Origin of the sequence: Haloarcula mannanilytica (assembly GCF_005406125.1) — an archaeon.
Taxonomy (GTDB): domain Archaea; phylum Halobacteriota; class Halobacteria; order Halobacteriales; family Haloarculaceae; genus Haloarcula; species Haloarcula mannanilytica.
In genome coordinates this window covers 563121-584177 of sequence record NZ_BIXZ01000001.1, presented here as the reverse complement: position 1 = coordinate 584177, position 21057 = coordinate 563121, and the positions used below count along the sequence as shown (strand labels likewise).

The following is a 21057-nucleotide window of genomic DNA, read 5'->3' as shown; positions in this document are numbered from 1 at the left end:
AAATGGTGCGCTGACTACTCCAGCGCTCTCATCGCGTGATAGAACCGCTGGGCGGCGGTGACGTGGCCGACGACGGCGAAGACGACGAGCAGCCAGCCCACGAGTGTCAGCCCAGTCAGCGTGGTTTGGACGAATGCAGCCACACCGGTCACGATACCTACGAGCGCAAGCCGGTCGGCGCGACCGAGCAGGCCGCCGTAGACGCGGTCGAGGCCGACCGCTTGTGCCTGGGTCCCGAGATAGGAGGTCATCAGGACGCCGGTGACGGCGGCGATGCCCAGTTCCCACTGGCTCACGCCGGCCGCGAGGCCGACGATGATGCCGATGTCGGCGTAGCGGTCCAGTACGTGGTCGAGCAGGTCGCCGCCGGAGGAGGCGACGTTCAGTTCCCGCGCGAGCGCGCCGTCCACGAGATCGAGCCAGCCGTTCAGGAAGACCAGCACTGCGCCGCCGAGATACAGCAGCGGGTCACGCGTCGCGACAGCGTACACCCCGCCGGCCCCCAGCGCGAGCAGGAAGGCGATGACGCTGACGCCGTTGGGCGAGAGGCCAGCGACCTTGGCCGCGCTGACGAACGGCCCGAGCGCGCGGTCGGCCAGCGGGCGGAATTTATCGAGCGTCATAGCCAGTCGATGTAGGAGACGGTCCCCGCACTCGGCTCGCGCTCGCCGTCCACGACGGCGCTGATTTCACTCGCCACCTCGTCGGGGTCCCGGTCCGTCGTCTCGATCTCGTAGACGGACTCCATGCCGTGTTCCTCGACGGATTCCCCGAGAATTACATCGAGGGCTTCCGACTCCGCGTTCTCGTAGGCCTTCGAATCGTCGTCGCCGCGCTCCCGGAGCCGTTCGACGATGGTTTCAGGGTGCGCTCGCAGCACAATCACGCGGTCAGCCTCGAAGTGATGTGCGAGGTGGGACTCGAACAGCACGTCGTCGCGGCCATCGAGCCACTCGGACAATTTGTCGAGGTCCGCGACGAGGCTCCCGCGGTCCTCGTCGATACCCGTCGAGAACCCCTCGTCTTTGATGACATCGTTGAGATGGAGCACGTCGAGGTCGGTGTCGAGGCACTCCGTCGCCGTGGTCTTGCCCGTGCCCGGCGTGCCGGTGACGGCGACTCTCACGCCTCGACCACCTCGATGACCTCGTTCAGCACCGAGACGGCACGCTCGGTGTCCTCGCGGGTCCCGCAGGTAATTCTGATGCATTCGGGCAGCCCGAACGAGGAGCAGTCGCGGATGATGATACCCCGCTCCTGGGCGGCGTCCGCGACGGCTGAGGCGTCGCCGACCGCAGCGAGGATGAAGTTCCCCGCGCTGTCCCAGGTCGGTGCGTCGAGTTCCTCGGCGATGTATTCGCGGGCCCACGCGGCGGTGTCGACGGAGCGCTCGACGTGGTCGTCGTCCTCAAGCGCCGCCAGCCCGGCCCGGCAAGCGAGTTCACTGGCCGAGAACGGCGTGTTGATACGGGCGTAAGCGTCGGCCCAGTCCTCGGGGACGACCGCGTAGCCGAGCCGAACGCCGGCGAGCCCGTAGGCCTTAGAGAAGGTCCGCAGGAGCGCTACGTCGTCGCGGTCGTCAAGCAACGGCCGCTTACTCGGCTGCTCGGAGAACTCCCCGTAGGCCTCGTCGACGACGACCAGCGTCTGTTCGTCGGTCTCCTCGGCGATTGTTCGGACCGCGTCGGTCGAAAACTCCGCGCCGGTCGGGTTGTGTGGGCTTGTGAGGTAGACGATGCGCTCGCCGTCGTAGTCTTTCAGGACGGTGTCGGCGGTCTGAGCGAAGTCGTCGGCCTTCGAGAGCGTGTACTCGGTGACCTCGCCGTGGTGATAGCGGGCGCTCATCGCGTAGTACGCGAAGCCCGGCGACGGGACGAGTACGTCCTGTCCGGGGTCAAGCATCGCTCGGGCCAGACAGTCAAGTGCGCCGTCGCCGCCGTTGCTCAGCCACACCTGTTCCGGCGTTACGTCCCACTTGTCAGCCAATTCGTCAACGAGGTCGGCGTGGGAGGCCTTCGGATAGGAGTGCATCCGCTCGGCCGCGCCGCGGATCGCTTCGACGGCTTTCGGACTCGGGCCGTACATGTTCTCGTTCGACGCCAGCTTCACCATGTCGTCCGGGTCGAGACCGAGTTCCCGGGCGACCTCCTCGATACCGCGACCTGCCCGGTAGACAGTGTGAGCGGAGAGGTCCCGTGGTTCCATGGCTGTGCAAAACGGACGGGGCGGCTTAAGCGTGCTCACATCGGGCGTGGCCGCGGCTCTCCAGTTAGTCTCGCATAGAAATCCGCTGGCGGCCTCCCGTGTGAAACCCGTCGATGACGGGTGAGACACGGAATAGCACGCTCCCCATCGGAGCCGTGTCAGCCAGTGGTAATGAGCGTTACGGTGGGCCACCGCTCCGTCATCGGGTTCCGGTCTGACCGAAAACGGTAACATACCGTAGATCATGATTGTGTCCAATGCCGCTTCTCATCGATATCCGGAAACTCACACTCATCACCAGACTCATTCAGGACGGAGCCGAGCAGGTCGCCGACTCGCTGGCGACGCTGGCCGGCGTCGACGCCGCCGTCGAAATCAAGAGCCTCTCGTTCGTCCAGCCGGAGGACATCGCCACGGAGATGGGCGGGGGGACCATCTACAGCGCCAGAGTTCGACTGACAGAGCCGCCCTACGGCGTCTTTCTGATGACCTTCGAGACCGAGACAGCCGCCGAGATCGCGGAGCTGATGACCGGCTCCAGCGTCGATGACGGGTTCACACAACTGCACGAGTCCGCGCTCCAGGAGATGTGCAATATCCTCACGTCGGGATTCATCGACGGTATCGCGAACACGCTGGACGCGACCATCAACATGGGGACGCCGACGGTCGTCCAGGACGACGCGACCGAAATCGCCGACAAGGCCCTCTCGCACGTCCGCCGGGACTCGCTGACTATCGTGCTCGACTCGCTTGTCGACATCAAGGAGAGCGACGTGGCGTTCTCGCTTCGCATATTCCTCATCCCCGACCCCGGCTCGTTCGTCCATCTCATCGACCAACTGGACTACGACGTTGACCGCGAGACACACATCTCGGCGGACACCGACGCCGTCAAAGAACTCGACATGTCCGCCGACGTGGACGCGCTGGACGCCCTGGACACACAGGAGTGACAGCACACGGCGAGCGCGAACCCACGACGTTGAAGGGGGTCGCGTCCAACCGCCGTGTATGAGTGTCGTAAACGCGGCTATTTTCGGGGTCCACCTGATATTCGCCGCGCTGTGGGCTGGTACCGTGTTGTTCATGACCTACGCCGTCCTTCCGACGGCGCTGAACGGCGACTCCTCGCCGGGGCCGCTGTCGGCCATTACCGGGAAGCTCCAGACGGTCTCCCGGACGAGCGCGCTGCTCCTGCTGCTGACCGGCGGGCACCTGGCTGCGACCCGCTACACCGCCGAGTCACTGACGGGGACCGGGCGCGGCCATCTCGTTATCACGATGGTCGTCCTGTGGTTCTTGCTTGCCGGTCTCGTTGAGGTCGGCGCGTCGAAACTCGCCGACGGCTTCGACCAGCAGAAGGTCCGCGAACCGGCCCGGAACGCGCGCCCGTTCCTGCTCGGTGCCTCTGTCGTCGCCATCCTGCTCCTGCTCAACGCCGGCGCGATTCTCGGCCTGTACTGAACGGCCGACGCACCGAATTTGCTGATTCGACTGTGCACATCCTGTATCAGCAGATACAAATCACTATCCGGCGTACTGAATCCCAATGTGGCCGTGGGGACACCTCGCCGTCGCTTATCTCGTCTACGTCGTCTACACTCGCCTTGAACCGACCCGTCGACAGACTGCGGCGACACTCACCGCGCTCGCGGTGGGATCGCAGTTCCCGGACCTGATCGACAAACCGTTCGCCTGGACTTTCGGCGTCTTGCCGTCGGGCCGGTCGCTGGCTCATTCGCTGTTCACGCTTCTCGTCCTCGCCGTCGTCTTGCACCGGCTCGCCGTCCGCTATCGCCGGACGGACCTCTCGACGGCGTTCACGCTCGGCGCGTTCGCGCATACGCTGACGGACATGAGCCCGACCGCGGTAGCGGGGCTGGTCGGCGGCGATCTGACACAGGTCCAGTGGCTGCGCTTTCTCGTCTGGCCGCTCCAGCCTCCGCCGCCATACGCCACCGATACCTCCTTCGTCGAACAGTTCGCCTCGCTCTCGTTCGAGCCGTACGTCCTGTTCCAGTTCGGGCTGTTCGGCCTCGCCGTCGCTGTGTGGCTCGCTCACGGCGCACCCGGGCTCCAGTCGGTCACTCGCCGGAGCAAGGCAGCCGTCACCGAATCCGCGGATTAAAGCCGCTCAGAAACGTGGTCGGCACACTTCAGTGCGAGTGCAGCGATGGTCAGCGTCGGGTTCATCGATCCGGCGCTGACGAACACCGACGAGGACGCGATAGAGAGGTTCGGAACGTCGTGGGCCTGTAGCTGTGGGTTGACCACGCTCTCCTCTGGGTCGGTCCCCATCCGCGTCGTGCCCATGTGGTGGTACGCCGGCCCGGTGTTCTTGGGACCGACCGTCCAGGAGATGTCGACGCCCAGTTCCGACAGCACGGCGTGTTGAATCTCGTTCGCACGAGCGAGCGACCGCCCCAGCCGGTCGCCCCACGACCACTGGATGTCCGGCACCGGGTTCCCGTGGTCGTCCGTCGTCGACGTGTCCAGCGTCACCCGGTTTTCCTTCCGCGGCGGCTGGCCGACCAGCCCGCCCATCGCGATGCTGTTGCCGTAACTCTCTCGGAGACTCGACAGCAGCGTATCGCCCCACTCCTCCCCGGAGAGCGCGAGTTCGACCGGCGACGGGCCGGCGTAGTTCAGAAACTCCAGTTTCAGCGGCGACAGCGCCTCGTCGGTGGCGTCGACTACTGTTTCGCCGTCCGCGACGCGCTCGACCGCTTGTCCGGGGTCGTCGTAGAACTGGTGGCACTCGCTCGTGAGAAAGCCGATGTGGTTCTGGCGCGTTTCCTGATCGAGCGTGCCGCCAGCGCCCGCAAACAGGTGATCCATGAAGTAGTGGCCGACGAGCCCGGACCCGTTGGCCAACCCCTCGGGGTGGTCCTCACTCGCCGACAGCAGGAGAAGCCGCGGCGTCTCGACGCCGCCCGCCGCGATGACGAACTCGCGGGCCGTCTGGCGGTGTTCCGTTCCGTCCGGCGTCGCGTAGACGGCCGCCTCAGTACGGCCCTCACGGTCGGTCTCGAAGCGCTGGACCGGAGCACGGTCGATGACCCTGGCCCCCTCGTCTTCGGCGTCCTCGATGTGGACGCTGGCGTCGTATTTCGCGCCGGAGGGACACACCGGCTGGCAGGTTCCGTAGCCGACACACGGCCCCCGGTCGTCGTACGGCTCGGAGTTCCGGGCGTTGGGCACGGAGTGCATCGTGATGCCCAGTTCCTCGCAGACCTCCGCGAACAGCGAGTCGCTGTACGACGGCGGGAAGCCGGGCAACGGATATGGGCCGTCCCGCGGTGGCGCGAAGGGGTTGTCCGCGTCGCCGGCGACCCCCAGCGCCCGCTCGGCATCGGCGTAATAGGGGCGCAGGTCGTCGTAGCTGATCGGCCACGCTGGGTCCTCGGTGTCGTGGCTCCCGTCGAAATCCGAGGGATGCAACCGCATCACCATCCCCTGCCAGTGCAGCGTCGACCCGCCGACGCCTTTCACCCGGGAGACGTTCAGCGGGTAGTACCGCTCGCCGCTGGTGCTGAACGCGTCGCGGTCGCCGCCCATGCCCCACACTGAACCGTGGTCGCCGGGCCGAATCGCCTGCTCCATCTGCTGTTCGCGTTTCGACCTGTCGAACCGCGGCCCAGCCTCTAACACGACCACGCTTTCCCCGTCGCTGGCGAGTTGGCTCGCGACGAGTGCTCCTGCCGGTCCGGCCCCGATGACGCACACGTCCGCCCGCTCGGACGGCTCCCGATCCATCTCAGCCGGAGTTAGGTAAGCCTAAACTTATACGTTGGCATCTCAGGTGCTGTGGATACTGTGATTCAGTTTGTTCGCTGTACGGCGTGGCGGGACTGAGCGAAACCGAAGGTTTCGCGAGGGTCGCCACGGCCGCGAGTGTGTTTCGAGCGGACACGAGAAACCACGAAGCGGGCGTGGCGGGATTCGAACCCGCGTTCTAGGGGTTAGGAACCCCTCGCCCTGGTCCACTAGGCCACACGCCCTACCGGATGGTCGATGGATCGGCGAAAAGCCCTTTCGTTATCACTACAGAGCGCTGAAAACGGAGAAGTGGTCCAGTTACGTCTCGGTTTCCGTCGCCGTCTCGGTCGACTCGGCCGAGTCCACGGTGGATGCGTCGGTTCCCTCTTTAGTGCCGCCCTCACGCATCTCTTCAAGCTCTTGCTCGACTTCTTCGCGCCCCTTCTGGAACTCGCCCATGGCTTCGCCGGTCGACCGTGCTAACTTTGGAATCTTGTTCGCACCGAACAGCAGGACGGCGATGAGGAGGATGACCATCATCTCCGTCGTCCCGGGCATCCCCGGGAACAGTATTCCGATTGTCGCTGACATTGTATCCGAAGGTTACGTGGTTGCTATTATAACCTTTTTGCCTCCTTCAGGAGGGGCTGCCAGGCGTTTCGCTACTCTCGGGACCTGCGCTACAGCATTTCAGTGCCGCACCAGTCCCGTCGCCGGGTTTTGAACCGCTTCCGACGACTAGGCCGGCGAGAAACGTGCAGTGACGGTCTATGACGGGAAGCACCAATCGTCCACGGCCGCAGAACCGGGCTCGCCGGGAACCGACGGCGAAGCCCGGAACGGGGGGAGTGGGATGTGGTGTAGAGGGGGCAACGAGACACCGTGTCCCTGGCCGTACGGTGTCCCTGGCTTGACACTGCAATTGACAGACAGGCCGCTACGTGTCTATGGGAACAGGCCGATAGCTGGTAGCTGTCCGGTACATGACTTCTGTTGTCCGCACACGGGTTCGCACCCGCAGTACTGTCTATGCAGTAGTGTCAATTTATTATACGTTTGTTAAACCACAGCTTACCGAGTACAGCGTGGGCGAAACACTGCCTTGCCCGGAGATATAACTACTGTCGGGTGCTCAGGGATACCAAATGCCGGCTGAGAGTCACACGATGGAAGTCAGAAGCGGGGAAGAGGTAACGGTTCGACCGATCAAACCCGTCGGAGAGGATGTCGTCAGAGTCGATATCGAAGCCGATGGCGTTTGGCGGCTCGATATCACGCGCGAGGGAGAAATCGCAGATGTCGTCACAACTCGTGACGCGGATGGCACGCTTGCGGACCGCGAGCTCCCAGAGTGGATCGACGAAGTGACGGCGAAGTTCGCGCAGTTTTAACCGGGGAAAAAACACCAGCTCTCGACCGCGTCGGAAAGGGTTTTACCGGACAGGGTACAGGTCGCCAGTATGGTCTCAGTCGGAGACGACGCACCAGATTTCACTGCACCGGTCGCAAACGGCGACATCGATGAGATAACGCTGTCCGAGGAGATCGGAGACGGACCGATTGTCCTCGCGTTCTTCCCGGGCGCGTTCACAAGCGTCTGTAGTCACGAGCTAAACACGTTCCAGGACCGACTCGACGAGCTCACTGAGGCGGGGACGACGCTGTACGGCGTCAGTATCGACACGCCGTTCGCACAGAACGCGTTCCGGGACGAACTCGGGATCGAGTTCGACCTCCTCAGCGACGCCGGCCGTGAGATCGTCGACGCCTACGACATCTCGATGGATTTCGAGGCACTCGGCGTGCCGAACGTGGCCAAGCGAGCCGTCTTCGTTGTCGACGAGAACCGGGAAGTCACGTACGCCTGGGTCAGCGACGACCCCGGCGTCGAACCGGACTACGACGAGGTCATCGACGCCGCCACCTGACCGCGCCGGGGGGATTTTTCGCCGTGGGTTGTCTGGGTTGTGGTATGAGCGTTGACCGAGACGACACCAGCGGCCGTATCTATGACCCCGATGAGGACCACGCGTTCCCGGACGGGCGGCTGAACGCAGTCCTCGACACCGTCACGTCTGACGAGGAGATCCAGGCGTATCTCGAAGCCCAGAACGTCAATCCCGTTGCGCGCAAGCGATACAACGACCATGGCGCAAAACACATCGGCATCGTCCGGAACCGAGCGCTGTGCCTGTATGACCTCCTCAAACAGGGCGGCGTCGAGTTCAACGGCGCGGCCGACCACGGGCTCGACGAGGCCGACGAGGCCGTCATTATCGGGCTTGCGGCGACGCTGCACGACATCGGCCACGTCGTCCACCGCGATGCACACCCGTACTATTCGATTCCGCTCGCGGCCGATATCCTTGATGACCTGCTCGATGAGTTCTACGACGTTCGACAGGCCGTTCAGGTGAAAGGCGAGGTGTTACACGCGATTCTCTGTCACCACACGGAGGAAAACCCGCTGACGCTGGAAGCCGGCGTCGTGCGCGTCGCCGACGCGCTGGACATGGAACGGGGTCGCTCGCGCATCCCCTACAAGCGCGGCGGCCGCGGCATCGACACCGTTTCCAGCCAGGCTATCGAGACGGTGACGCTGAGCCCCGGCGATGACTATCCCGTCCTCGTTGAAATCGCGATGAACAACGCGGCCGGCGTCTATCAAGTCGACAACCTCCTGAAGGCTAAGCTCACCGATTCCGGGCTAGAGGAGTACGTCCGCATCGTCGCGCTCAACACCCGGGAAGACGGCAACCAGATCGTCGAGCGAATCGAGCTCTGAGACGGACCGACACAACGGTTTTGTACCGGGGTTCCCTAGCTGTGCCCATGAGTCTCACACCCATGGATGAGCCACGGGGTGCCCGAGGCAGGACGGACGACGGCGACGTGCCGTCACCCTCGCTTCTGGAACGGGCCAGGCATCGCGTGCGCTCAGCCATTGAGACTACTTCGATTGGGGAGCGATGTCTCCAGTGGCTCGATACACGTGGTCGAGACAAGCCACAATCGAAGATCCACACCGATGGATTCGCTGACGATGTCGTCGCGCCGCCGGAGTGCCCGCCGATAAGTGACCTTCCGACGCGGTCACGGCCGTTTACGTACCCGACGCGGAATCACGCGGAGAGCAACACCGTCGATCTCATCGCTATCGAATCCGGGGACCGACTGACGGTAACACATCCCGACAATCCGAAGGCGAAGATTTCATCTGACGTGTGGGAATCCGTCGAGCAGTAAGCTCTGCATCTCGTCTTTTCGTCATTGCGGCGATAGCCGAGAAAACATACCCGTACCACCCTCGCAAACATTGGGAACTGACCCGTCGTTCCGATCAAAGGTCGTACTGCACGATATCGCCGGAGCCACAGGCCGGACAGGTCGCCCCACCCGTTTCGAGAGTGGTCCCACACTGTCGACATTCCAGATGCGACGGCTGTCGAGTCCCCACGACCTGGCGTAATCGCTTGATCATGTGTTTCGGCAATGGGCCAGAGAGACATATAACCGGGCAATCCATGGCGGAAGTGAAAACCGCACGACTGCGCGGTGGTTTCGATGGGGCCGTCAGCCGAACGTCAGACGCCACTGTCCCGGCAACTCTGCCCCGATTACGCGCGGGCCTGCTTGCGGCGGTCCCGCTTGCCGGACGCGTACAGCAGCGCCATGAACAGACCGATTGCGAACAGCCAGCCCACCACCAGCCAGACCAGTATCGACGGGACCCCACTCCCAAGCATGACTTGTTAAACGACCTGCTAATATTTAATTAATCGTACTGTACCGAAGATGGATCCAATGTGAAACGATAGATTGACCCTTCGATAGTCGCTCGGAACGGCGTAAGTCGGTCCCTACGCTACTTCTTCGACAAACTGTGGGTGCGCTGTTTGTGGTCGGCGGTAACCGTGCACAAGTTGTTGGACTCGGTGCCGACGGGGACGACATTGCTGCGTTCCTCCGGGACGTGTCTGTAACGGAGGACCACGGCGACTGAGCTCAATCGCTACGATTTGGCGTCCCGTTGAACCGCGCGACCTCGTCCCGCAGCGCGTCCCGTTTCAGGAGCGCGAACCCGACGAGGATACAGCCGAACCCGACGCCAGTGAAGACCGTCGGCCGCTCACCGAGGAAGAGGAGACCGGTCACGGCGGCGACGACCGGCGCGGCATAGGAGACGAGGTTGATTTCGATGGGGCCGAGCCGTTCCAGCAGGTCGAAGTAAATCAGGAACCCCAGCGCGCTGGCGACGACGACCAGATACAGCAGGGCCAGTCCCGCCTCAATTGTCCACTGCACGTCGGCGACTGACTCGGAGAGACCGACGCTGACGCCGTGCATGAGAACCGCCCCCAGCAGCATCGACCACGCCTCCATCGTCTCGATTTCGAGGTCGTCGTCGAACCGCCGGGTCAACACGCTCCCGAGCGCAAACGACGTGGCCGCGAGAAACACCAGGAACAGCGACACTGTCCGTGGGTCCAACAGATTGCTCGGGTCGGGGTTGCTGAGGACGCCGACGCCGACGAAACCGACGAGCAGACCGACGATGCCAAGCGGCGTGAGCCGCTCGTCCGGGAGGAATGCCCGGGCGAACCCGGTCGTCAGAATCGGCGAGAGGCTCACCACGATTGCGGCGGCGGCGCTGGTGGTCTCCTGTTCGCCGATGAACAGGAAGATGTGATACGCCGCGATCAGGAGCGAACCACCGATACCCACGACGATCCAGTCGGCCCGACTCCGGGGGACCCACTGGTCTGTGGCGTACACGGCATACCCCAGCATCAGCAGGCCGGCGAGGTCGTACCGGAACGCCGCGAACAGGACCGGCGGGAAGTACTCCAGGCCGGCTTTGATGGCGGTGAAGGCGCTGCCCCACGCGACGGCGAGCGCGACGAAGAGGATGGCGTTGCGGAACCGCATCGACGACTCAGTCGGCCGCCTCGCCGTCGGCTGACTCGTCGTCCGCCGCTTCGTCGTCTCCCGGCTCGTACGTTTCGGCGAGGGCGTCAAGGGCCTCGTGGTGTTCCGTCGTGTGTGGCGCGGTCAGCGGCGAGACGCTGACCTGTCCGTCGACGACGGCCCGGCGGTCGGTCCCCTCGGGGTCCGGGATGTCGCCCTCGGCCATGTGCTCCCAGATGCGGTCGTGGAGCGTCACGGCGTCATCCTCCCGGACGGCGTCCATCTCGTAGAGGTGCGAGGGGCGCGTGACCGACATCGGCGCTTCGCCCCACTCAGCGACGGGCGCGTTAACGTTCAGGTAGTCACACTGCTCGAACACGCCGGCGTCGACGGCGTGGTCGGCGAGATACGTCGTCGCCCGTGCGGCCTCGCCGTAGCTGTCGCCGTTGGCTTCGATATCCGAAAACGCGGCGTCCTCGCGGACCGGGATGTACATCGAGACGGCAATCGCCGGCACATCGAAGAAGGTGGCCTCCACGGCGGCGCTGACGGTGCCCGAGCGGCCCAGCACGTACGCGCCGAGGTTCGCCCCGCGGTTACAGCCCGCGACGACGAGGTCGGTATCGGTGACGAGCGCTTCGAGTCCCGCCACGACGCAGTCCGACGGCGTCCCCTCGACGGCGTAGCCGAGCTCGTGCTCGTGGACGGTCACTTCGTGGGAAATAGCCCGACCGACCGCGCTCTGGTCTTTCGCCGGGGCGACCGCGGTCACGTCGCCGACTGTCGAGAGACCGTCGTACAGCGCCCGGAGGCCGGCGCTCTCGATGCCGTCGTCGTTCGTCAGCAGAATCGTCGGCTCGTCCATACGCTCCGTCAGGTCGTCGGCGAGAAAAGCCCACCGCTAGCGGGCTCGGTCGACGACCGTCTCGCCGTCGACGACGACGTTGTAGGCTTCCTCGTCGTCGTTCCACAGCACCAAGGCGTTCTCGAAGGACAGCAGGTCGCCGTAGTCGGCTTTCCGGAGGTCTTCGTTCAGTATCGACGACTCGGTGAGGACAGCGAAGTGGTCGACCTGCTGACTGCCGTCGCCCAGCAGATACAGCGGGTTCGTACCCTCGCGTTCGGCGAGGTCGTGGCTGAGTTTCACACCCAGGAAATTCACCCGGTCGGTGACGTAGTTCTCGGCGTCGGCCATCGGCGCGTGGATGCCCCGGTCCGGCGTCACGTCGTGTTTTCGCTTGCCGTCCGTCCGCAGGACGCTGTAGGCGTACTGTACGTCCGTGTTGACGAACTCGCCGGTCCCGCCAGCGGGGTCGTCGAGGCGCTGTTGCATCGTCGGCACCTCGATGTCGGGCTTGCGGTCGAACGACCACGACTCGCTGTCGGGGGACTGGTGGGGCCAGAGTCGCACCGTCGGCCCGTACACCGTCGCCGGGCCGCCATCCGCCACTTCACGCTCGACTTTCCGGAGCTGTATCGCCGTGTTGCGGTCGGCAGGGGCCAGCGCCAGCAACGTTCCGTCGTCGGCCAGCGACTCGACGTACCGATAGAGGGTCGCGGCCGCGTCGTCGAGTTCGCTGAGGACGTTGCCGAAGATGATGAGGTCGTACCCCTCGTCGGTGCCGTCGTCGGCACCGCCACCGCTGTCGTCGCCACCGAGCGGCGACGACGGCTCGAACTCCTCGGCGAGCGCCCGGTGAATCTCCCAGCGGATGTTCTGGCCGCTGTCCTCCAGCAGGTGTTCAAGCACGTCCGCGGCGGCGCTGGGTTCGACGGCGTGGTAGTCAAGCAGGGCGTCGTCGGGCAGCAGGTCCCGCAGTGCGAGCGCCGGGCCTCCGACGCCGGCCCCCACGTCCAGCACGCGGAGCTGGGACGGGAGCAGGCCGTCCGCGGCGAGGTCCGCGAGGACGTACTTCGCCACGGCGTAGTAGTCGGGGAGGTGGTAAACGGCGTAGCCAAGCGCCGTCAGTTCGTCGTACTCGACGGCCTGGCCCTGGAGGTAGCGTTCCTTGATGTCGCGGATACGCTCCCGTAGTTCGTCCCCGCGCTCGCCACTGTGCCAGTCCGGGCCGCCCCACTCTGTCAGCAGGTCCATGACCTGCTGTTCGTAGCGGTCGGGGAACCGCTCGACGCCATCGAACGCTACCGAGAGGCGGCCTTCTGGTGCCGGAACGAAGGTCCCGTCATCCTGCTCGACGATGCCCAGGTCGAACGCCTCCTCCCGGAGCACCTGCTTCACGACGGCGGGGTGGGGCTGGCCCTCGACGTACTCCTGTAACTCCTCGGGGTCAAGCGGCCGGACGTTCCGGAGGTACTGCGCGTTCTCGCGTATCTGCGTGCGGGTTTCCTGATTCATGAGAGTTGCTCGTACAGCTGTTCGAAGGTGTCCGCGTCGGCGTCGGCAATCTGCCGGGCGGCGTCGGCGACCGCGTCCGCGCCATCGAAGGCGTCCTGAATATCTGCATACACCCGCGGGTCGCCGCCGGTGACCTGTTCGACGAGGTCGAACAGGCCCGCCGAGATCGGTGTCTGGAACCTGTCAGGCACGTCGGCGGCGGCCATTGCGAACGCGAGGACGGCCGCATGGGCGCTGGCCTGGACGGTCTCCATGGCCTCGTCGTGTTCCGCCGCCGTCGTTTCGAAGCAGTTGTTCCCGGCCTCGGCGAGTGCGTCGACCACGGCGTCGGCCTCGGGTCCTGCTGCGTCGGCGACGACGGCGACGTTCCCGGGCGCGTTCTCGGGGGCAAACAGCGGATGCAGACTCAGCCGCTGGCCGTCGGGTACGACGTCCCGCATTGCGGCGATGGGGCCGGCCATGCTCCCCGTCACGTCGACGATTGCGCCCGTGGCCAGCGGCGCGAACTTCTCGATGGCCGTCTCGGCGACGGGCATCGGCACCGCAATACAGACCACGTCGAAAGTCTCACTGGCGTCGCTGGCGACGGCGCGCCCGCCGACCGCGTCGGCGGCGGCTTCGGCGGCCGACCGGTCGACATCGGTGAAGGCGACGGACGCGTCGGCGTGGGTCCGGACTGTGCGCGCGAACCACCGGCCCATCGCGCCGGCACCGACGACGAGAACGTTCATCGGCCCAGCGTAGCCCGGCCCGTCTCAAAAGCCGTTCGGTCACGTACCCGACGGTCGGGCCACCGCAGGTGACGATTCGCAGGTAGACAGCCGTCGAACAGCCTGCTACGGTCCGGTTTCCCCTCCTAAACGCTTATCTGTCGGCCCTGAGAGAACGATGACATGAAGCGCGTTCGATTCCGTGATACCGCGGGGAACGTCCGCGGCGGTCGCTGGACCGTCGAGGACGGCGAGCCGGTCGTCACCGCCGCCGCCGGACCGTACGGCCGCATCGCCTTTGGCGACGAGTCCTACGACCCCGACGAGGTGGACATTCTCCCGCCCTGTGAGCCGACGAAAGTCGTCTGTATCGGGCGCAACTACGCCGACCACGCCGAGGAGATGGACTCGGACCTCCCGGACAGGCCGATGCTGTTCCTGAAGGCTCCCAACGCCGTCGCCTCGCATGGCAAGCACCTCACGCTGCCCTCGGGGAAAGAGCGCATCGACTACGAGGCCGAACTCGGCGTCGTCATCGGCGAGCAGTGCCGGAACGTCAGCGAGTCGGGCGCGATGGATGTCGTGGCGGGGTACACCTGCGTCAACGACATCTCGAACCGCGACGACCAAGAGATTGAGCAAAACTGGGTCCGCGGGAAGGCCTTCGACAACGCCTGTCCTATCGGCCCGCTCGTCGCCACGCCGGAGCACGTCCCCGAGGACGCCAGCATCGAACTCCGACTGAACGGCGAGACGAAACAGTCCTCCTCCCGCGAGCATCTCATCTTCTCGGTTCCGGAACTCATCGCGGAGATCACGTCGTACATGACCCTCGAACCGGGCGATGTCATCGCCACTGGAACGCCCGAGGGTGTCGGGCCGATGGAGGACGGCGACGAGGTCGAAATCGAAATCGAAGGAATCGGGACGCTCAAACACAGCGTCAAGATTCCATAACGGGCCGACGCGACGACTTCTGCGGGCTACTCTACGACGACTGTCCCTCTCATTCCAAGTCCCTCGTGTGGTTTACAGGAGTACAGATAGGTTCCGGTCTTCTCGAAGGTGTGCTCGTAGGCGCTTCCCTCATCGACGACGAGGTCCGAGTCGAGCGGCCCGTCACCTCTGGAGACGATGTTGTGTGGGCCGCCTTTTCCGGTCCAGTCCCAGCGGACGGTCGTTCCGGTCGTAATTTTCAATGCTGGCGGGTCGAATGCGAACTGACCGCCGTTGCCTTCCGCTCCGGCGGTTACAGTCGCGGTGGCAGTATCGGTGCGGTCACTGATGCTGCCGTCGAAGTTACTCGCATGTGCGAGCCACTCGTCGACTTTTGAATTGCCCGATTTTGGGGGCTCTTTGACGATAACTGCGCCTTTCATGCCGTCATCGCGGTGTGGCTCGGAGACGTAGCGGTACTCGCCGGTCTCCTCGAAGACGAAGTGATACTGAGTCCCGGGCTGGGCGTTCGTCCGGCCGCTGTCAAAGGTGCCGTCCAGAGCGACCACGTTCTGTTGGCCGCCGTGTCCGGTCCAGTCCCATCGGACATACGTTTCCGGCGGGACCTCGAAGACTGGCGGGTCGAACGCTAGTCCTTCGTCAGTCTCCGCACCGACCATAATCGTCGGTCTGGCGGCCGGCCCGTAGCGGTATGGCTCACCGTCGTAGCCGTTGGCGTCGGAAAGCCAGTTGTCGAGGGACTCGGGTGTTGATGACGGTGTCGCCGTCTCCGTGGGTGTTGTGGTGGTAGTTTCGGTCCCGTTCTCGCCTGCTGAACCAGTACTGCCCGAAGAGACGCAGCCAGCGGTGGCGGCGAGTGCTGTTAGGCCTGTGCTAACGAGGAACTGTCTGCGAGTGGAGGGCGGTCGCATGGCACGCTAGCCGTTGTCATTCCGGGATAGAAAAGGGGGTGTCCCCTTTCCAGATTCTGGAAACGAACAATCGCCCTTTATCTAACGGTGTTTTATGTTCTCGACATCGGTCGGGTACTGGGGTCCGGGTATCGACAAACGCCGGGGCAACGGTAACCCACAGGATTCACGTCGCTGCGCCGTCACATCGGAATCGAACCCAGAACCACTCCGGCTGTCCCCCTGAGAGGGTCCCTCCGTGGCACACAACGACGCGAGCGAGACACAGGCGCTGTTTGACGCCCTCGCCGACCCTGACTGTCGCGACATACTCAGGGTACTTGACGAGCCGCTGCCAGCCAAAGAGGTCGCCTCGATCTGTGACCTGCCCCAGACAAGCACGTACCGGAAGCTCGAACAACTGAGCGAGGCCGACCTGGTCGCCGAGGAGACGGAGGTGCGCGCCGACGGCCATCACGCGACCGCGTACGTCCGGGACTGTGACGGGGTGTTCGTCGGCATCGACGGTGACGGCGCGTTCGATGTCGATGTCCTGCCGGCCGAGGAGCGGCCGAGCGACCGGCTCGCGCACCTGTGGTCTCGCGTCAGCGAGGAACTATGAACGGAGACATTCCACTCATCGTCATCGGATTCAAGACCGTCACGGTGTTGCTCGGCGGGCTCATCACCTACTTTGCCGCCCGCGCGGCGTTGAAAACGAGGGCAACCGGACTCACGTATCTCGCCGTCGGTTTCGCGACCATCACTGTCGGGTCGCTCATCGCTGGTATCGCGGACCAACTGTTTGGCCTGCCTACCAACGCTGCACTGATCTTCGAGAACGCGCTTACCGCAGTCGGTTTCGCTGTCATCGCGTACTCGCTGTACGTTACCAGTCGCTCAACGCTACTAAAACGATAAAAACTGGCCGCTAACTGTCGGGTTATTCGACGACGACTGCGCCTTTCATCCCCAGCGCGACGTGGGGCACACAGTTGTAGAGGTAGGTACCGGTTTCTTCGAACGTGTACTCGTAGGTGGTCCCTTCCTCTGAGACAGCCGATCCAGAGTCAAGCGGGCCGTCGCCCTCGGAGACGACGTTGTGGCCGGCCCCTTCGCCGGTCCACTCCCAGACGACCGTCGTTCCGGTCGAGACTTGCACGGCTGGCGGATCGAACGCGAACGCCCCGCCGTTGCCTTCGGCCCCGACGGCAACTGTCACCTCGTCCTGGTCAGTCATCACGACCATAGCGCCGTCGAAGTTCGACGAATCGCCGACGTAGTCCGCGACCTCGCTCGGTGCTTCAGCGGTCTCCATCCCACCGCTGCTCTCGGTGGTCTCCTCCGCAGGTTCGGTGGTTTCCATCTCGGTGTCGCCGCCGTCAGAGCCGCTATCGCCGTCACCGCTACTTCCGCCATCGCCGCCGGACCCGCCACAGCCAGCGAGTAGTCCAGCGCCTGATACGGCCGCCGTCGTGCGGATGAACGTCCGCCTGTCGAGGTCGTCTGTCATGCAGCTAGAGTTATGACTGGGTACTTATAAGGAAGTCGTTTCTGTCGTTTAGCTGGGAACAATAATTGGGGTTTGTATCGCTCCGCACCGACACAGTTCGGTCCGGGATTGATGCGGATAGGCCCCATACTGCCCAATGGGAGTGTCTGTTGATAGATGACTGTTTGGCTCCGTGGCGACCATCTCACCCGGCGGGCCGGTCCCGTCGCTCGCCGGCCCGACGAGTCCGTACTCCTGATAGAGGCGAAGTCGTTCGCTCGGAAGCTGCCGTACCATCCACACAAACTGGTCCTGCTGTTCAGCGCGATGCGGCATTTCAGGGAGGACCTGCGGGCGGACGGCCGGAGGGTCCACTACCGCCAGGTAGCGACCTTCGAGGACGGACTGGTCGCACACTTCGATTCCAATCCGGACGACACGCTCGTGACGCACCGACCACAGACCGAGTCCGCACGGAACCGGCTCGAATCGCTGGTGACTGAGGCCGGTGGCACTGTCGAGTTCGTTCCCGACGAGCGGTTTCTGTGCTCACCGGCCCAGTTCGACGACTGGGCGGGCGACGGCCGCTACCGCCACGAAGACTTCTACCGGTTCATGCGCCGCGAGACGGGGTATCTGATGACTGACGGCGACCCGGTTGGCGGGGAGTGGAACTACGACGACCAGAACCGGGAGACCCCACCCGATGGGTGGACACCAGCGGAACCCCGGGAGTTCGAACCGGACAGCGTGACTCAGGCGGTTATCGAGTGGGTCGAAGAGACGTTCGAGGGCGGCTACGACCAGCGCCCGTACGGCGGCGACTGGGCCGATCCCGAGCCGTTCCGCTGGCCGGTCACCCGCCGGCAGGCCGTCCAGGCTTTGGATCACTTCATCGAGGAGCGGCTGGCCGAATTCGGACCATACCAGGACGCCATGCTGGGCGCGGAGTGGGCCATGAGCCACAGCCTGCTCTCCACGTCGCTGAATCTCGGTCTCCTGGGTCCCGCTGAGGTCATCGAACGGGCTATCGCCGCCTACGAGGACGGTGATGCGCCCCTGCACAGCGTCGAGGGGTTCGTCCGGCAGGTCCTTGGCTGGCGCGAGTTCCTCCGGCACGTCTACCGCCGAGAGATGCCTGCTCTGGCTGAGGCGAACCAGCTCGGCGCGAGCGAGCCCCTGCCTGAATTCTACTGGGACGGTGACACCGACATGGCCTGTCTCTCTGACGTGGTCGACGGCGTCCGGAAGCGGGGCTACTCCCATCACATCGAGCGGCTGATGGTCCTTGCCAATTTCGGGCTCATCTACGGCGTCGAGCCGGTCCAGCTCAATCAGTGGTTCCACGCCAGCTACGTCGATGCCTTCCACTGGGTGACGACCCCGAACGTCGTCGAGATGGGGCTGTACGGTGCGGGCGTATTTGCCACCAAGCCCTACGCCTCGTCGGCTAATTACGTCGACAAGATGAGCGACTATTGCTCGGGCTGTCCCTACTACAAGACGAAGACGACCGGCGAGGGGGCCTGTCCGTTCAACGCGCTGTACTGGGACTTTCTGGACCGCAACGAGGACAGCCTCCGGTCGAACCACCGGATGGGGCTGATGTACAGCCACGTCGACAATAAGGGCGACGAGGAACTCGATGAAATCCGCGAGCGGGCCACAGAAATCCGGGAGCTGGCCGAGACTGGCGAACTTTGACGCTCCCGTGATTCATTCGTCCACCCAGTCGTTGACGACGTACTCGCGGAGTTCCGACCGCGAGTGCCAGGTCCGGGGGCGAACAGCGATGATGACCGCTCCCAGATAGGTGAGCGCGACAGCCACGGTGACCACCGTTCCGGGGACCATACCGATACTCGCGCTCGCCGGCCACGGTCCCGACTCGGCGAAGGCGGTCACGCGGATGAGCCACGCGGCCGCCACGACCGAGACCAGCGCGAGGTAGACACGCCTGAGCCGATGGGCCAGCGCTTCTTCGAAGGGTACTTTCAGCGTTGGCTGGTTGTAATCCGCCCGTAGCTTCTCTCGCCAGGCGTGGTCTTCGACATCGCTGCTCGGATCGAGTCCCTGTGCCCAGACGTTCTGCTGGATGAGCCTGACCCGGGAGCGCCACACGTCGAACCCACGGTAGCGGTGGGCCTCGATACCCAGGAACGCCGCCAGCGTAATGAGTCCGACGAGGATGAGATAGTGGGGGTTTCCCGGGTCGGAAAAGGCCCATGTGAGGATGGCGGCGATGACGGTCACGGCCCAGTTCGTCGTGCGGTCGAGTCGCTCCCGCCAGCGGGTCATCCGGTGGACCTCGCCCCGATAGAGGTGGGCCATCGACGAACTGGGTCCCATCTCCCGCTCGAACAGACCTGCACCGAGTCGGCGCTCTCGTTCGCCGTCCGGCGTGAACTGGTCGTCAGTCATCTTCGACGCGCTCCCCGAACTTCCGGCGGAAGTCGCTGATGAGCTGGCCCATCATCGCGTAGTAGTCGTTGAGTTCCCGTTGCATCTGGTCGGCCACCTCGTCGGGGTCGGCGGCGTCGTAGACGTGGTGGTAGCCGCTGCCCTCGCCGCTGACCTGCTCTTGAACGACGAGGTCTGCGTCGAGGAGGCGCTGCAGTGACCGGTAGACGGTCGTCCGCTCGCGCTCGACCTGCTCCGCGAGTTCGTCCACAGTCACCGGCTCGTCAGTCTCGACGAGGCGCTCGAAACAGGCCCGGTCGAGGTCGGTGAGGTCGTGGAAGCACTCAAGCAGGTAGTCGCACTCGAACTCCTCAGACAGCATCGTGCGAATCGGCTCAGGCATATCGGAATTCTCCCCACGGGTCGCTGATAGTGGTGTCGCTCACGCCGCTTCCTCCGTTGGGTGGCCGGCCCCGCTCGACAGCGACCGAATATAGCCCTGCAGGTACGCGCCAACGAACATCCCGAGAACGCCATAGAGGATGGGAAGGTTGCCGACACCGAGGCTGGCGTACGCCGCCCCCGGGCAGATTCCCGAGAGCCCCCAGCCGACACCGAATATCCCGCCGCCGAGGACGATGTTCCGATCCAGCGTCTTCAGCCGTTTGCCGAATTCGGTCCCCGTTAGCGGAGCACGGCGGCCCGTTCGGCTCAAAACTGTGAACGCCGTCCCGGCGACCAGACTCGCTCCACCCATGACGAACAGGAGGCCGAGGTCCGAAAGCTGGAGGAACCGGAGGACGACCTCCGGCCGGTACATCTGGCTGAGACCGAGGCCGAAGCCGAACACGACGCCACCGACAAGTATTGCGGGGAGGAACAGCGGGTGGCGACCGCTGTCGCTCACGGCGACACCCCCAGTGCTTGCACGGTCAGAGCCGTACCGACCGCGATGCTCACGAAGACGCTGACATTGAGCAGCGACGCCTCTGAGAGGGAGCCGACGCCACAGACGCCGTGGCCCGAGGTACACCCCTTGCCCACTCGCGTGCCGATGCCGACGAGGACGCCCCCGCCGAGCAGCCGCCACCACTGTACGTCCGTCGTCCAGCCGAACTCACCGAACGCGAGGCCGTACAGCGCGCCGCCGAGGACGATGCCCAGCGTGAACACGACCCGCCAGTCGCGGGTCGCAGTGAAGCGGAACTGCTGAAACCGGGGGAGACCCGAGACGTACGAGAGCGTCGATTCGAGGAACGTGCTCGCGCCGGCGGTGATGCCCGTCGCCCCGTAGATGACGACCGTCCCAGCGCCGATGAGTAAGCCACCGAGGAGGTAGTGGGCAATACCGTTCGGGAGCAGGGTCTCTGGCCCCAT

The 21057-nt window shown here is 64.5% G+C and carries 27 protein-coding genes and 1 tRNA gene; 11 read left to right on the top strand and 17 right to left on the bottom strand.

From position 1 onward, the window contains the following. Positions 1-14 precede the first annotated feature (14 nt). The 3 genes from Harman_RS02865 to hisC are packed head-to-tail and all read right to left on the bottom strand — an operon-like array spanning position 15 to position 2205. Positions 15-623 carry a CDP-alcohol phosphatidyltransferase family protein gene (locus tag Harman_RS02865; RefSeq protein ID WP_137682308.1) on the bottom strand — a complete coding sequence of 203 codons (609 nt, stop codon included), beginning with the start codon at positions 621-623 and terminating at the stop codon, positions 15-17. Beyond that, the gene (locus tag Harman_RS02860) at positions 620-1126 is read right to left on the bottom strand and encodes an adenylate kinase family protein (protein WP_137682307.1); all 507 of its coding nucleotides are present in this window, start codon (positions 1124-1126) and stop codon (positions 620-622) included. Before Harman_RS02860 ends, Harman_RS02865 begins: the two co-directional genes overlap by 4 nt. Next, the gene (hisC, locus tag Harman_RS02855; protein WP_137682306.1) at positions 1123-2205 is read right to left on the bottom strand and encodes a histidinol-phosphate transaminase; all 1083 of its coding nucleotides are present in this window, start codon (positions 2203-2205) and stop codon (positions 1123-1125) included. The genes Harman_RS02860 and hisC overlap by 4 nt, the downstream gene beginning before the upstream one ends. A 257-nt stretch (positions 2206-2462) precedes the next feature. Between hisC and Harman_RS02850 the strand changes: the two genes are divergently transcribed. From Harman_RS02850 to Harman_RS02840, 3 genes are all read left to right on the top strand, one after another. Continuing rightward, complete coding sequence (locus tag Harman_RS02850; RefSeq protein WP_137682305.1) at positions 2463-3161, top strand: chemotaxis protein CheC; 699 nt, start codon at positions 2463-2465, stop codon at positions 3159-3161. Between the two features lie 58 nt (positions 3162-3219). Beyond that, the gene (locus Harman_RS02845; RefSeq protein WP_137682304.1) at positions 3220-3672 is read left to right on the top strand and encodes a transporter; all 453 of its coding nucleotides are present in this window, start codon (positions 3220-3222) and stop codon (positions 3670-3672) included. Positions 3673-3757: 85 nt separating this feature from the next. Beyond that, positions 3758-4336, top strand: a complete 579-nt coding sequence (locus Harman_RS02840) for a metal-dependent hydrolase (protein WP_137682303.1) — start codon at positions 3758-3760, stop codon at positions 4334-4336. Here Harman_RS02840 and Harman_RS02835 read toward each other — a convergent pair. The 3 genes from Harman_RS02835 to Harman_RS02825 all read right to left on the bottom strand — a co-directional run bounded on the left by Harman_RS02835 (position 4333) and on the right by Harman_RS02825 (position 6525). Then, positions 4333-5964: a GMC family oxidoreductase gene (locus Harman_RS02835; protein ID WP_137682302.1), complete on the bottom strand. Its 1632-nt coding sequence runs from the start codon at positions 5962-5964 to the stop codon at positions 4333-4335. The genes Harman_RS02840 and Harman_RS02835 overlap by 4 nt on opposite strands. A gap of 171 nt (positions 5965-6135) precedes the next feature. Then, positions 6136-6209: transfer RNA gene (locus Harman_RS02830), tRNA-Arg, on the bottom strand. A 76-nt stretch (positions 6210-6285) separates the two neighbouring features. Continuing rightward, positions 6286-6525, bottom strand: a complete 240-nt coding sequence (locus tag Harman_RS02825; RefSeq protein ID WP_137683119.1) for a twin-arginine translocase TatA/TatE family subunit — start codon at positions 6523-6525, stop codon at positions 6286-6288. A 587-nt stretch (positions 6526-7112) separates the two neighbouring features. On the opposite strand from Harman_RS02825, the gene Harman_RS02820 reads away from it, so the two are divergent. From Harman_RS02820 to Harman_RS02805, 4 genes are all read left to right on the top strand, one after another. Then, entirely contained in the window at positions 7113-7358 is a 246-nt protein-coding gene (locus Harman_RS02820; protein ID WP_137682301.1) for a hypothetical protein, read from the top strand. A gap of 69 nt (positions 7359-7427) precedes the next feature. Beyond that, positions 7428-7895 (top strand): redoxin domain-containing protein, encoded by a 468-nt coding sequence (locus Harman_RS02815; RefSeq protein ID WP_137682300.1) that lies wholly within the window; start codon positions 7428-7430, stop codon positions 7893-7895. Positions 7896-7939: 44 nt separating this feature from the next. Further along, positions 7940-8752 carry an HD domain-containing protein gene (locus Harman_RS02810; protein WP_137682299.1) on the top strand — a complete coding sequence of 271 codons (813 nt, stop codon included), beginning with the start codon at positions 7940-7942 and terminating at the stop codon, positions 8750-8752. Between the two features lie 62 nt (positions 8753-8814). Continuing rightward, a complete protein-coding gene (locus tag Harman_RS02805) occupies positions 8815-9213 on the top strand; it encodes a hypothetical protein (protein WP_137683118.1) in 399 nt (132 codons plus the stop codon). 371 nt (positions 9214-9584) lie between these two features. On the opposite strand, the gene Harman_RS21920 is transcribed toward Harman_RS02805, so the two are convergent. The 5 genes from Harman_RS21920 to Harman_RS02785 form a co-directional block, all read right to left on the bottom strand. Continuing rightward, on the bottom strand, positions 9585-9713 hold the full coding sequence (locus Harman_RS21920; RefSeq protein ID WP_268812786.1) for a hypothetical protein: 129 nt from the start codon (positions 9711-9713) through the stop codon (positions 9585-9587). 259 nt (positions 9714-9972) lie between these two features. Further along, positions 9973-10896: a DMT family transporter gene (locus Harman_RS02800; protein WP_137682298.1), complete on the bottom strand. Its 924-nt coding sequence runs from the start codon at positions 10894-10896 to the stop codon at positions 9973-9975. Between the two features lie 7 nt (positions 10897-10903). After that, positions 10904-11740, bottom strand: coding sequence for a 5'/3'-nucleotidase SurE (surE, locus tag Harman_RS02795; RefSeq protein ID WP_137682297.1), 837 nt, complete (start codon positions 11738-11740; stop codon positions 10904-10906). Positions 11741-11776: 36 nt separating this feature from the next. Beyond that, positions 11777-13231 carry a small ribosomal subunit Rsm22 family protein gene (locus Harman_RS02790; protein WP_137682296.1) on the bottom strand — a complete coding sequence of 485 codons (1455 nt, stop codon included), beginning with the start codon at positions 13229-13231 and terminating at the stop codon, positions 11777-11779. Further along, a complete protein-coding gene (locus Harman_RS02785) occupies positions 13228-13962 on the bottom strand; it encodes a prephenate dehydrogenase/arogenate dehydrogenase family protein (RefSeq protein ID WP_137682295.1) in 735 nt (244 codons plus the stop codon). Before Harman_RS02785 ends, Harman_RS02790 begins: the two co-directional genes overlap by 4 nt. Before the next feature lie 162 nt (positions 13963-14124). Here Harman_RS02785 and Harman_RS02780 point away from each other — a divergent pair, with 162 nt between their 5' ends. Next, positions 14125-14898: a fumarylacetoacetate hydrolase family protein gene (locus tag Harman_RS02780; RefSeq protein ID WP_137682294.1), complete on the top strand. Its 774-nt coding sequence runs from the start codon at positions 14125-14127 to the stop codon at positions 14896-14898. A gap of 26 nt (positions 14899-14924) precedes the next feature. Here the strand turns inward: Harman_RS02780 and Harman_RS02775 are convergent, their stop codons facing one another. Next, positions 14925-15809, bottom strand: a complete 885-nt coding sequence (locus tag Harman_RS02775) for a halocyanin domain-containing protein (protein ID WP_137682293.1) — start codon at positions 15807-15809, stop codon at positions 14925-14927. Positions 15810-16047: 238 nt separating this feature from the next. Here Harman_RS02775 and Harman_RS02770 point away from each other — a divergent pair, with 238 nt between their 5' ends. Next, positions 16048-16410, top strand: a complete 363-nt coding sequence (locus Harman_RS02770) for a winged helix-turn-helix domain-containing protein (protein ID WP_137682292.1) — start codon at positions 16048-16050, stop codon at positions 16408-16410. Continuing rightward, complete coding sequence (locus Harman_RS02765) at positions 16407-16709, top strand: DUF7521 family protein (RefSeq protein ID WP_137682291.1); 303 nt, start codon at positions 16407-16409, stop codon at positions 16707-16709. Before Harman_RS02770 ends, Harman_RS02765 begins: the two co-directional genes overlap by 4 nt. A 22-nt stretch (positions 16710-16731) precedes the next feature. Here the strand turns inward: Harman_RS02765 and Harman_RS02760 are convergent, their stop codons facing one another. Then, the gene (locus tag Harman_RS02760; protein WP_137682290.1) at positions 16732-17301 is read right to left on the bottom strand and encodes a halocyanin domain-containing protein; all 570 of its coding nucleotides are present in this window, start codon (positions 17299-17301) and stop codon (positions 16732-16734) included. A gap of 156 nt (positions 17302-17457) precedes the next feature. Between Harman_RS02760 and Harman_RS02755 the strand changes: the two genes are divergently transcribed. Next, entirely contained in the window at positions 17458-18984 is a 1527-nt protein-coding gene (locus Harman_RS02755; protein ID WP_137682289.1) for a cryptochrome/photolyase family protein, read from the top strand. A 12-nt stretch (positions 18985-18996) separates the two neighbouring features. Here Harman_RS02755 and Harman_RS02750 read toward each other — a convergent pair whose 3' ends face one another. Genes Harman_RS02750 through Harman_RS02735 form a run of 4 tightly spaced genes read right to left on the bottom strand, consistent with a single transcriptional unit; the run spans position 18997 to position 21057 of the window. After that, positions 18997-19701 (bottom strand): DUF2270 domain-containing protein, encoded by a 705-nt coding sequence (locus tag Harman_RS02750; protein ID WP_137682288.1) that lies wholly within the window; start codon positions 19699-19701, stop codon positions 18997-18999. Then, complete coding sequence (locus Harman_RS02745; RefSeq protein WP_137682287.1) at positions 19694-20083, bottom strand: helix-turn-helix domain-containing protein; 390 nt, start codon at positions 20081-20083, stop codon at positions 19694-19696. The genes Harman_RS02750 and Harman_RS02745 overlap by 8 nt, the downstream gene beginning before the upstream one ends. A gap of 39 nt (positions 20084-20122) precedes the next feature. Further along, positions 20123-20587 carry a DUF6691 family protein gene (locus Harman_RS02740; RefSeq protein WP_137682286.1) on the bottom strand — a complete coding sequence of 155 codons (465 nt, stop codon included), beginning with the start codon at positions 20585-20587 and terminating at the stop codon, positions 20123-20125. Further along, on the bottom strand, positions 20584-21057 hold the full coding sequence (locus tag Harman_RS02735; RefSeq protein WP_137682285.1) for a YeeE/YedE family protein: 474 nt from the start codon (positions 21055-21057) through the stop codon (positions 20584-20586). Before Harman_RS02735 ends, Harman_RS02740 begins: the two co-directional genes overlap by 4 nt.

Coding starts and splice junctions, on each gene's coding strand:
- Harman_RS02865 (WP_137682308.1), bottom strand. CDS start 623: ATGACGCTCGATAAATTCCGCCCGCTGGCCGACCGCGCGCTCGGGCCG.
- hisC (WP_137682306.1), bottom strand. CDS start 2,205: ATGGAACCACGGGACCTCTCCGCTCACACTGTCTACCGGGCAGGTCGC.
- Harman_RS02850 (WP_137682305.1), top strand. CDS start 2,463: ATGCCGCTTCTCATCGATATCCGGAAACTCACACTCATCACCAGACTC.
- Harman_RS02845 (WP_137682304.1), top strand. CDS start 3,220: ATGAGTGTCGTAAACGCGGCTATTTTCGGGGTCCACCTGATATTCGCC.
- Harman_RS02840 (WP_137682303.1), top strand. CDS start 3,758: ATGTGGCCGTGGGGACACCTCGCCGTCGCTTATCTCGTCTACGTCGTC.
- Harman_RS02835 (WP_137682302.1), bottom strand. CDS start 5,964: ATGGATCGGGAGCCGTCCGAGCGGGCGGACGTGTGCGTCATCGGGGCC.
- Harman_RS02825 (WP_137683119.1), bottom strand. CDS start 6,525: ATGCCCGGGACGACGGAGATGATGGTCATCCTCCTCATCGCCGTCCTG.
- Harman_RS02820 (WP_137682301.1), top strand. CDS start 7,113: ATGCCGGCTGAGAGTCACACGATGGAAGTCAGAAGCGGGGAAGAGGTA.
- Harman_RS02815 (WP_137682300.1), top strand. CDS start 7,428: ATGGTCTCAGTCGGAGACGACGCACCAGATTTCACTGCACCGGTCGCA.
- Harman_RS02810 (WP_137682299.1), top strand. CDS start 7,940: ATGAGCGTTGACCGAGACGACACCAGCGGCCGTATCTATGACCCCGAT.
- Harman_RS02805 (WP_137683118.1), top strand. CDS start 8,815: ATGGATGAGCCACGGGGTGCCCGAGGCAGGACGGACGACGGCGACGTG.
- Harman_RS21920 (WP_268812786.1), bottom strand. CDS start 9,713: ATGCTTGGGAGTGGGGTCCCGTCGATACTGGTCTGGCTGGTGGTGGGC.
- Harman_RS02800 (WP_137682298.1), bottom strand. CDS start 10,896: ATGCGGTTCCGCAACGCCATCCTCTTCGTCGCGCTCGCCGTCGCGTGG.
- surE (WP_137682297.1), bottom strand. CDS start 11,740: ATGGACGAGCCGACGATTCTGCTGACGAACGACGACGGCATCGAGAGC.
- Harman_RS02790 (WP_137682296.1), bottom strand. CDS start 13,231: ATGAATCAGGAAACCCGCACGCAGATACGCGAGAACGCGCAGTACCTC.
- Harman_RS02785 (WP_137682295.1), bottom strand. CDS start 13,962: ATGAACGTTCTCGTCGTCGGTGCCGGCGCGATGGGCCGGTGGTTCGCG.
- Harman_RS02780 (WP_137682294.1), top strand. CDS start 14,125: ATGAAGCGCGTTCGATTCCGTGATACCGCGGGGAACGTCCGCGGCGGT.
- Harman_RS02775 (WP_137682293.1), bottom strand. CDS start 15,809: ATGCGACCGCCCTCCACTCGCAGACAGTTCCTCGTTAGCACAGGCCTA.
- Harman_RS02765 (WP_137682291.1), top strand. CDS start 16,407: ATGAACGGAGACATTCCACTCATCGTCATCGGATTCAAGACCGTCACG.
- Harman_RS02760 (WP_137682290.1), bottom strand. CDS start 17,301: ATGACAGACGACCTCGACAGGCGGACGTTCATCCGCACGACGGCGGCC.
- Harman_RS02755 (WP_137682289.1), top strand. CDS start 17,458: ATGACTGTTTGGCTCCGTGGCGACCATCTCACCCGGCGGGCCGGTCCC.
- Harman_RS02750 (WP_137682288.1), bottom strand. CDS start 19,701: ATGACTGACGACCAGTTCACGCCGGACGGCGAACGAGAGCGCCGACTC.
- Harman_RS02745 (WP_137682287.1), bottom strand. CDS start 20,083: ATGCCTGAGCCGATTCGCACGATGCTGTCTGAGGAGTTCGAGTGCGAC.
- Harman_RS02735 (WP_137682285.1), bottom strand. CDS start 21,057: ATGGGGCCAGAGACCCTGCTCCCGAACGGTATTGCCCACTACCTCCTC.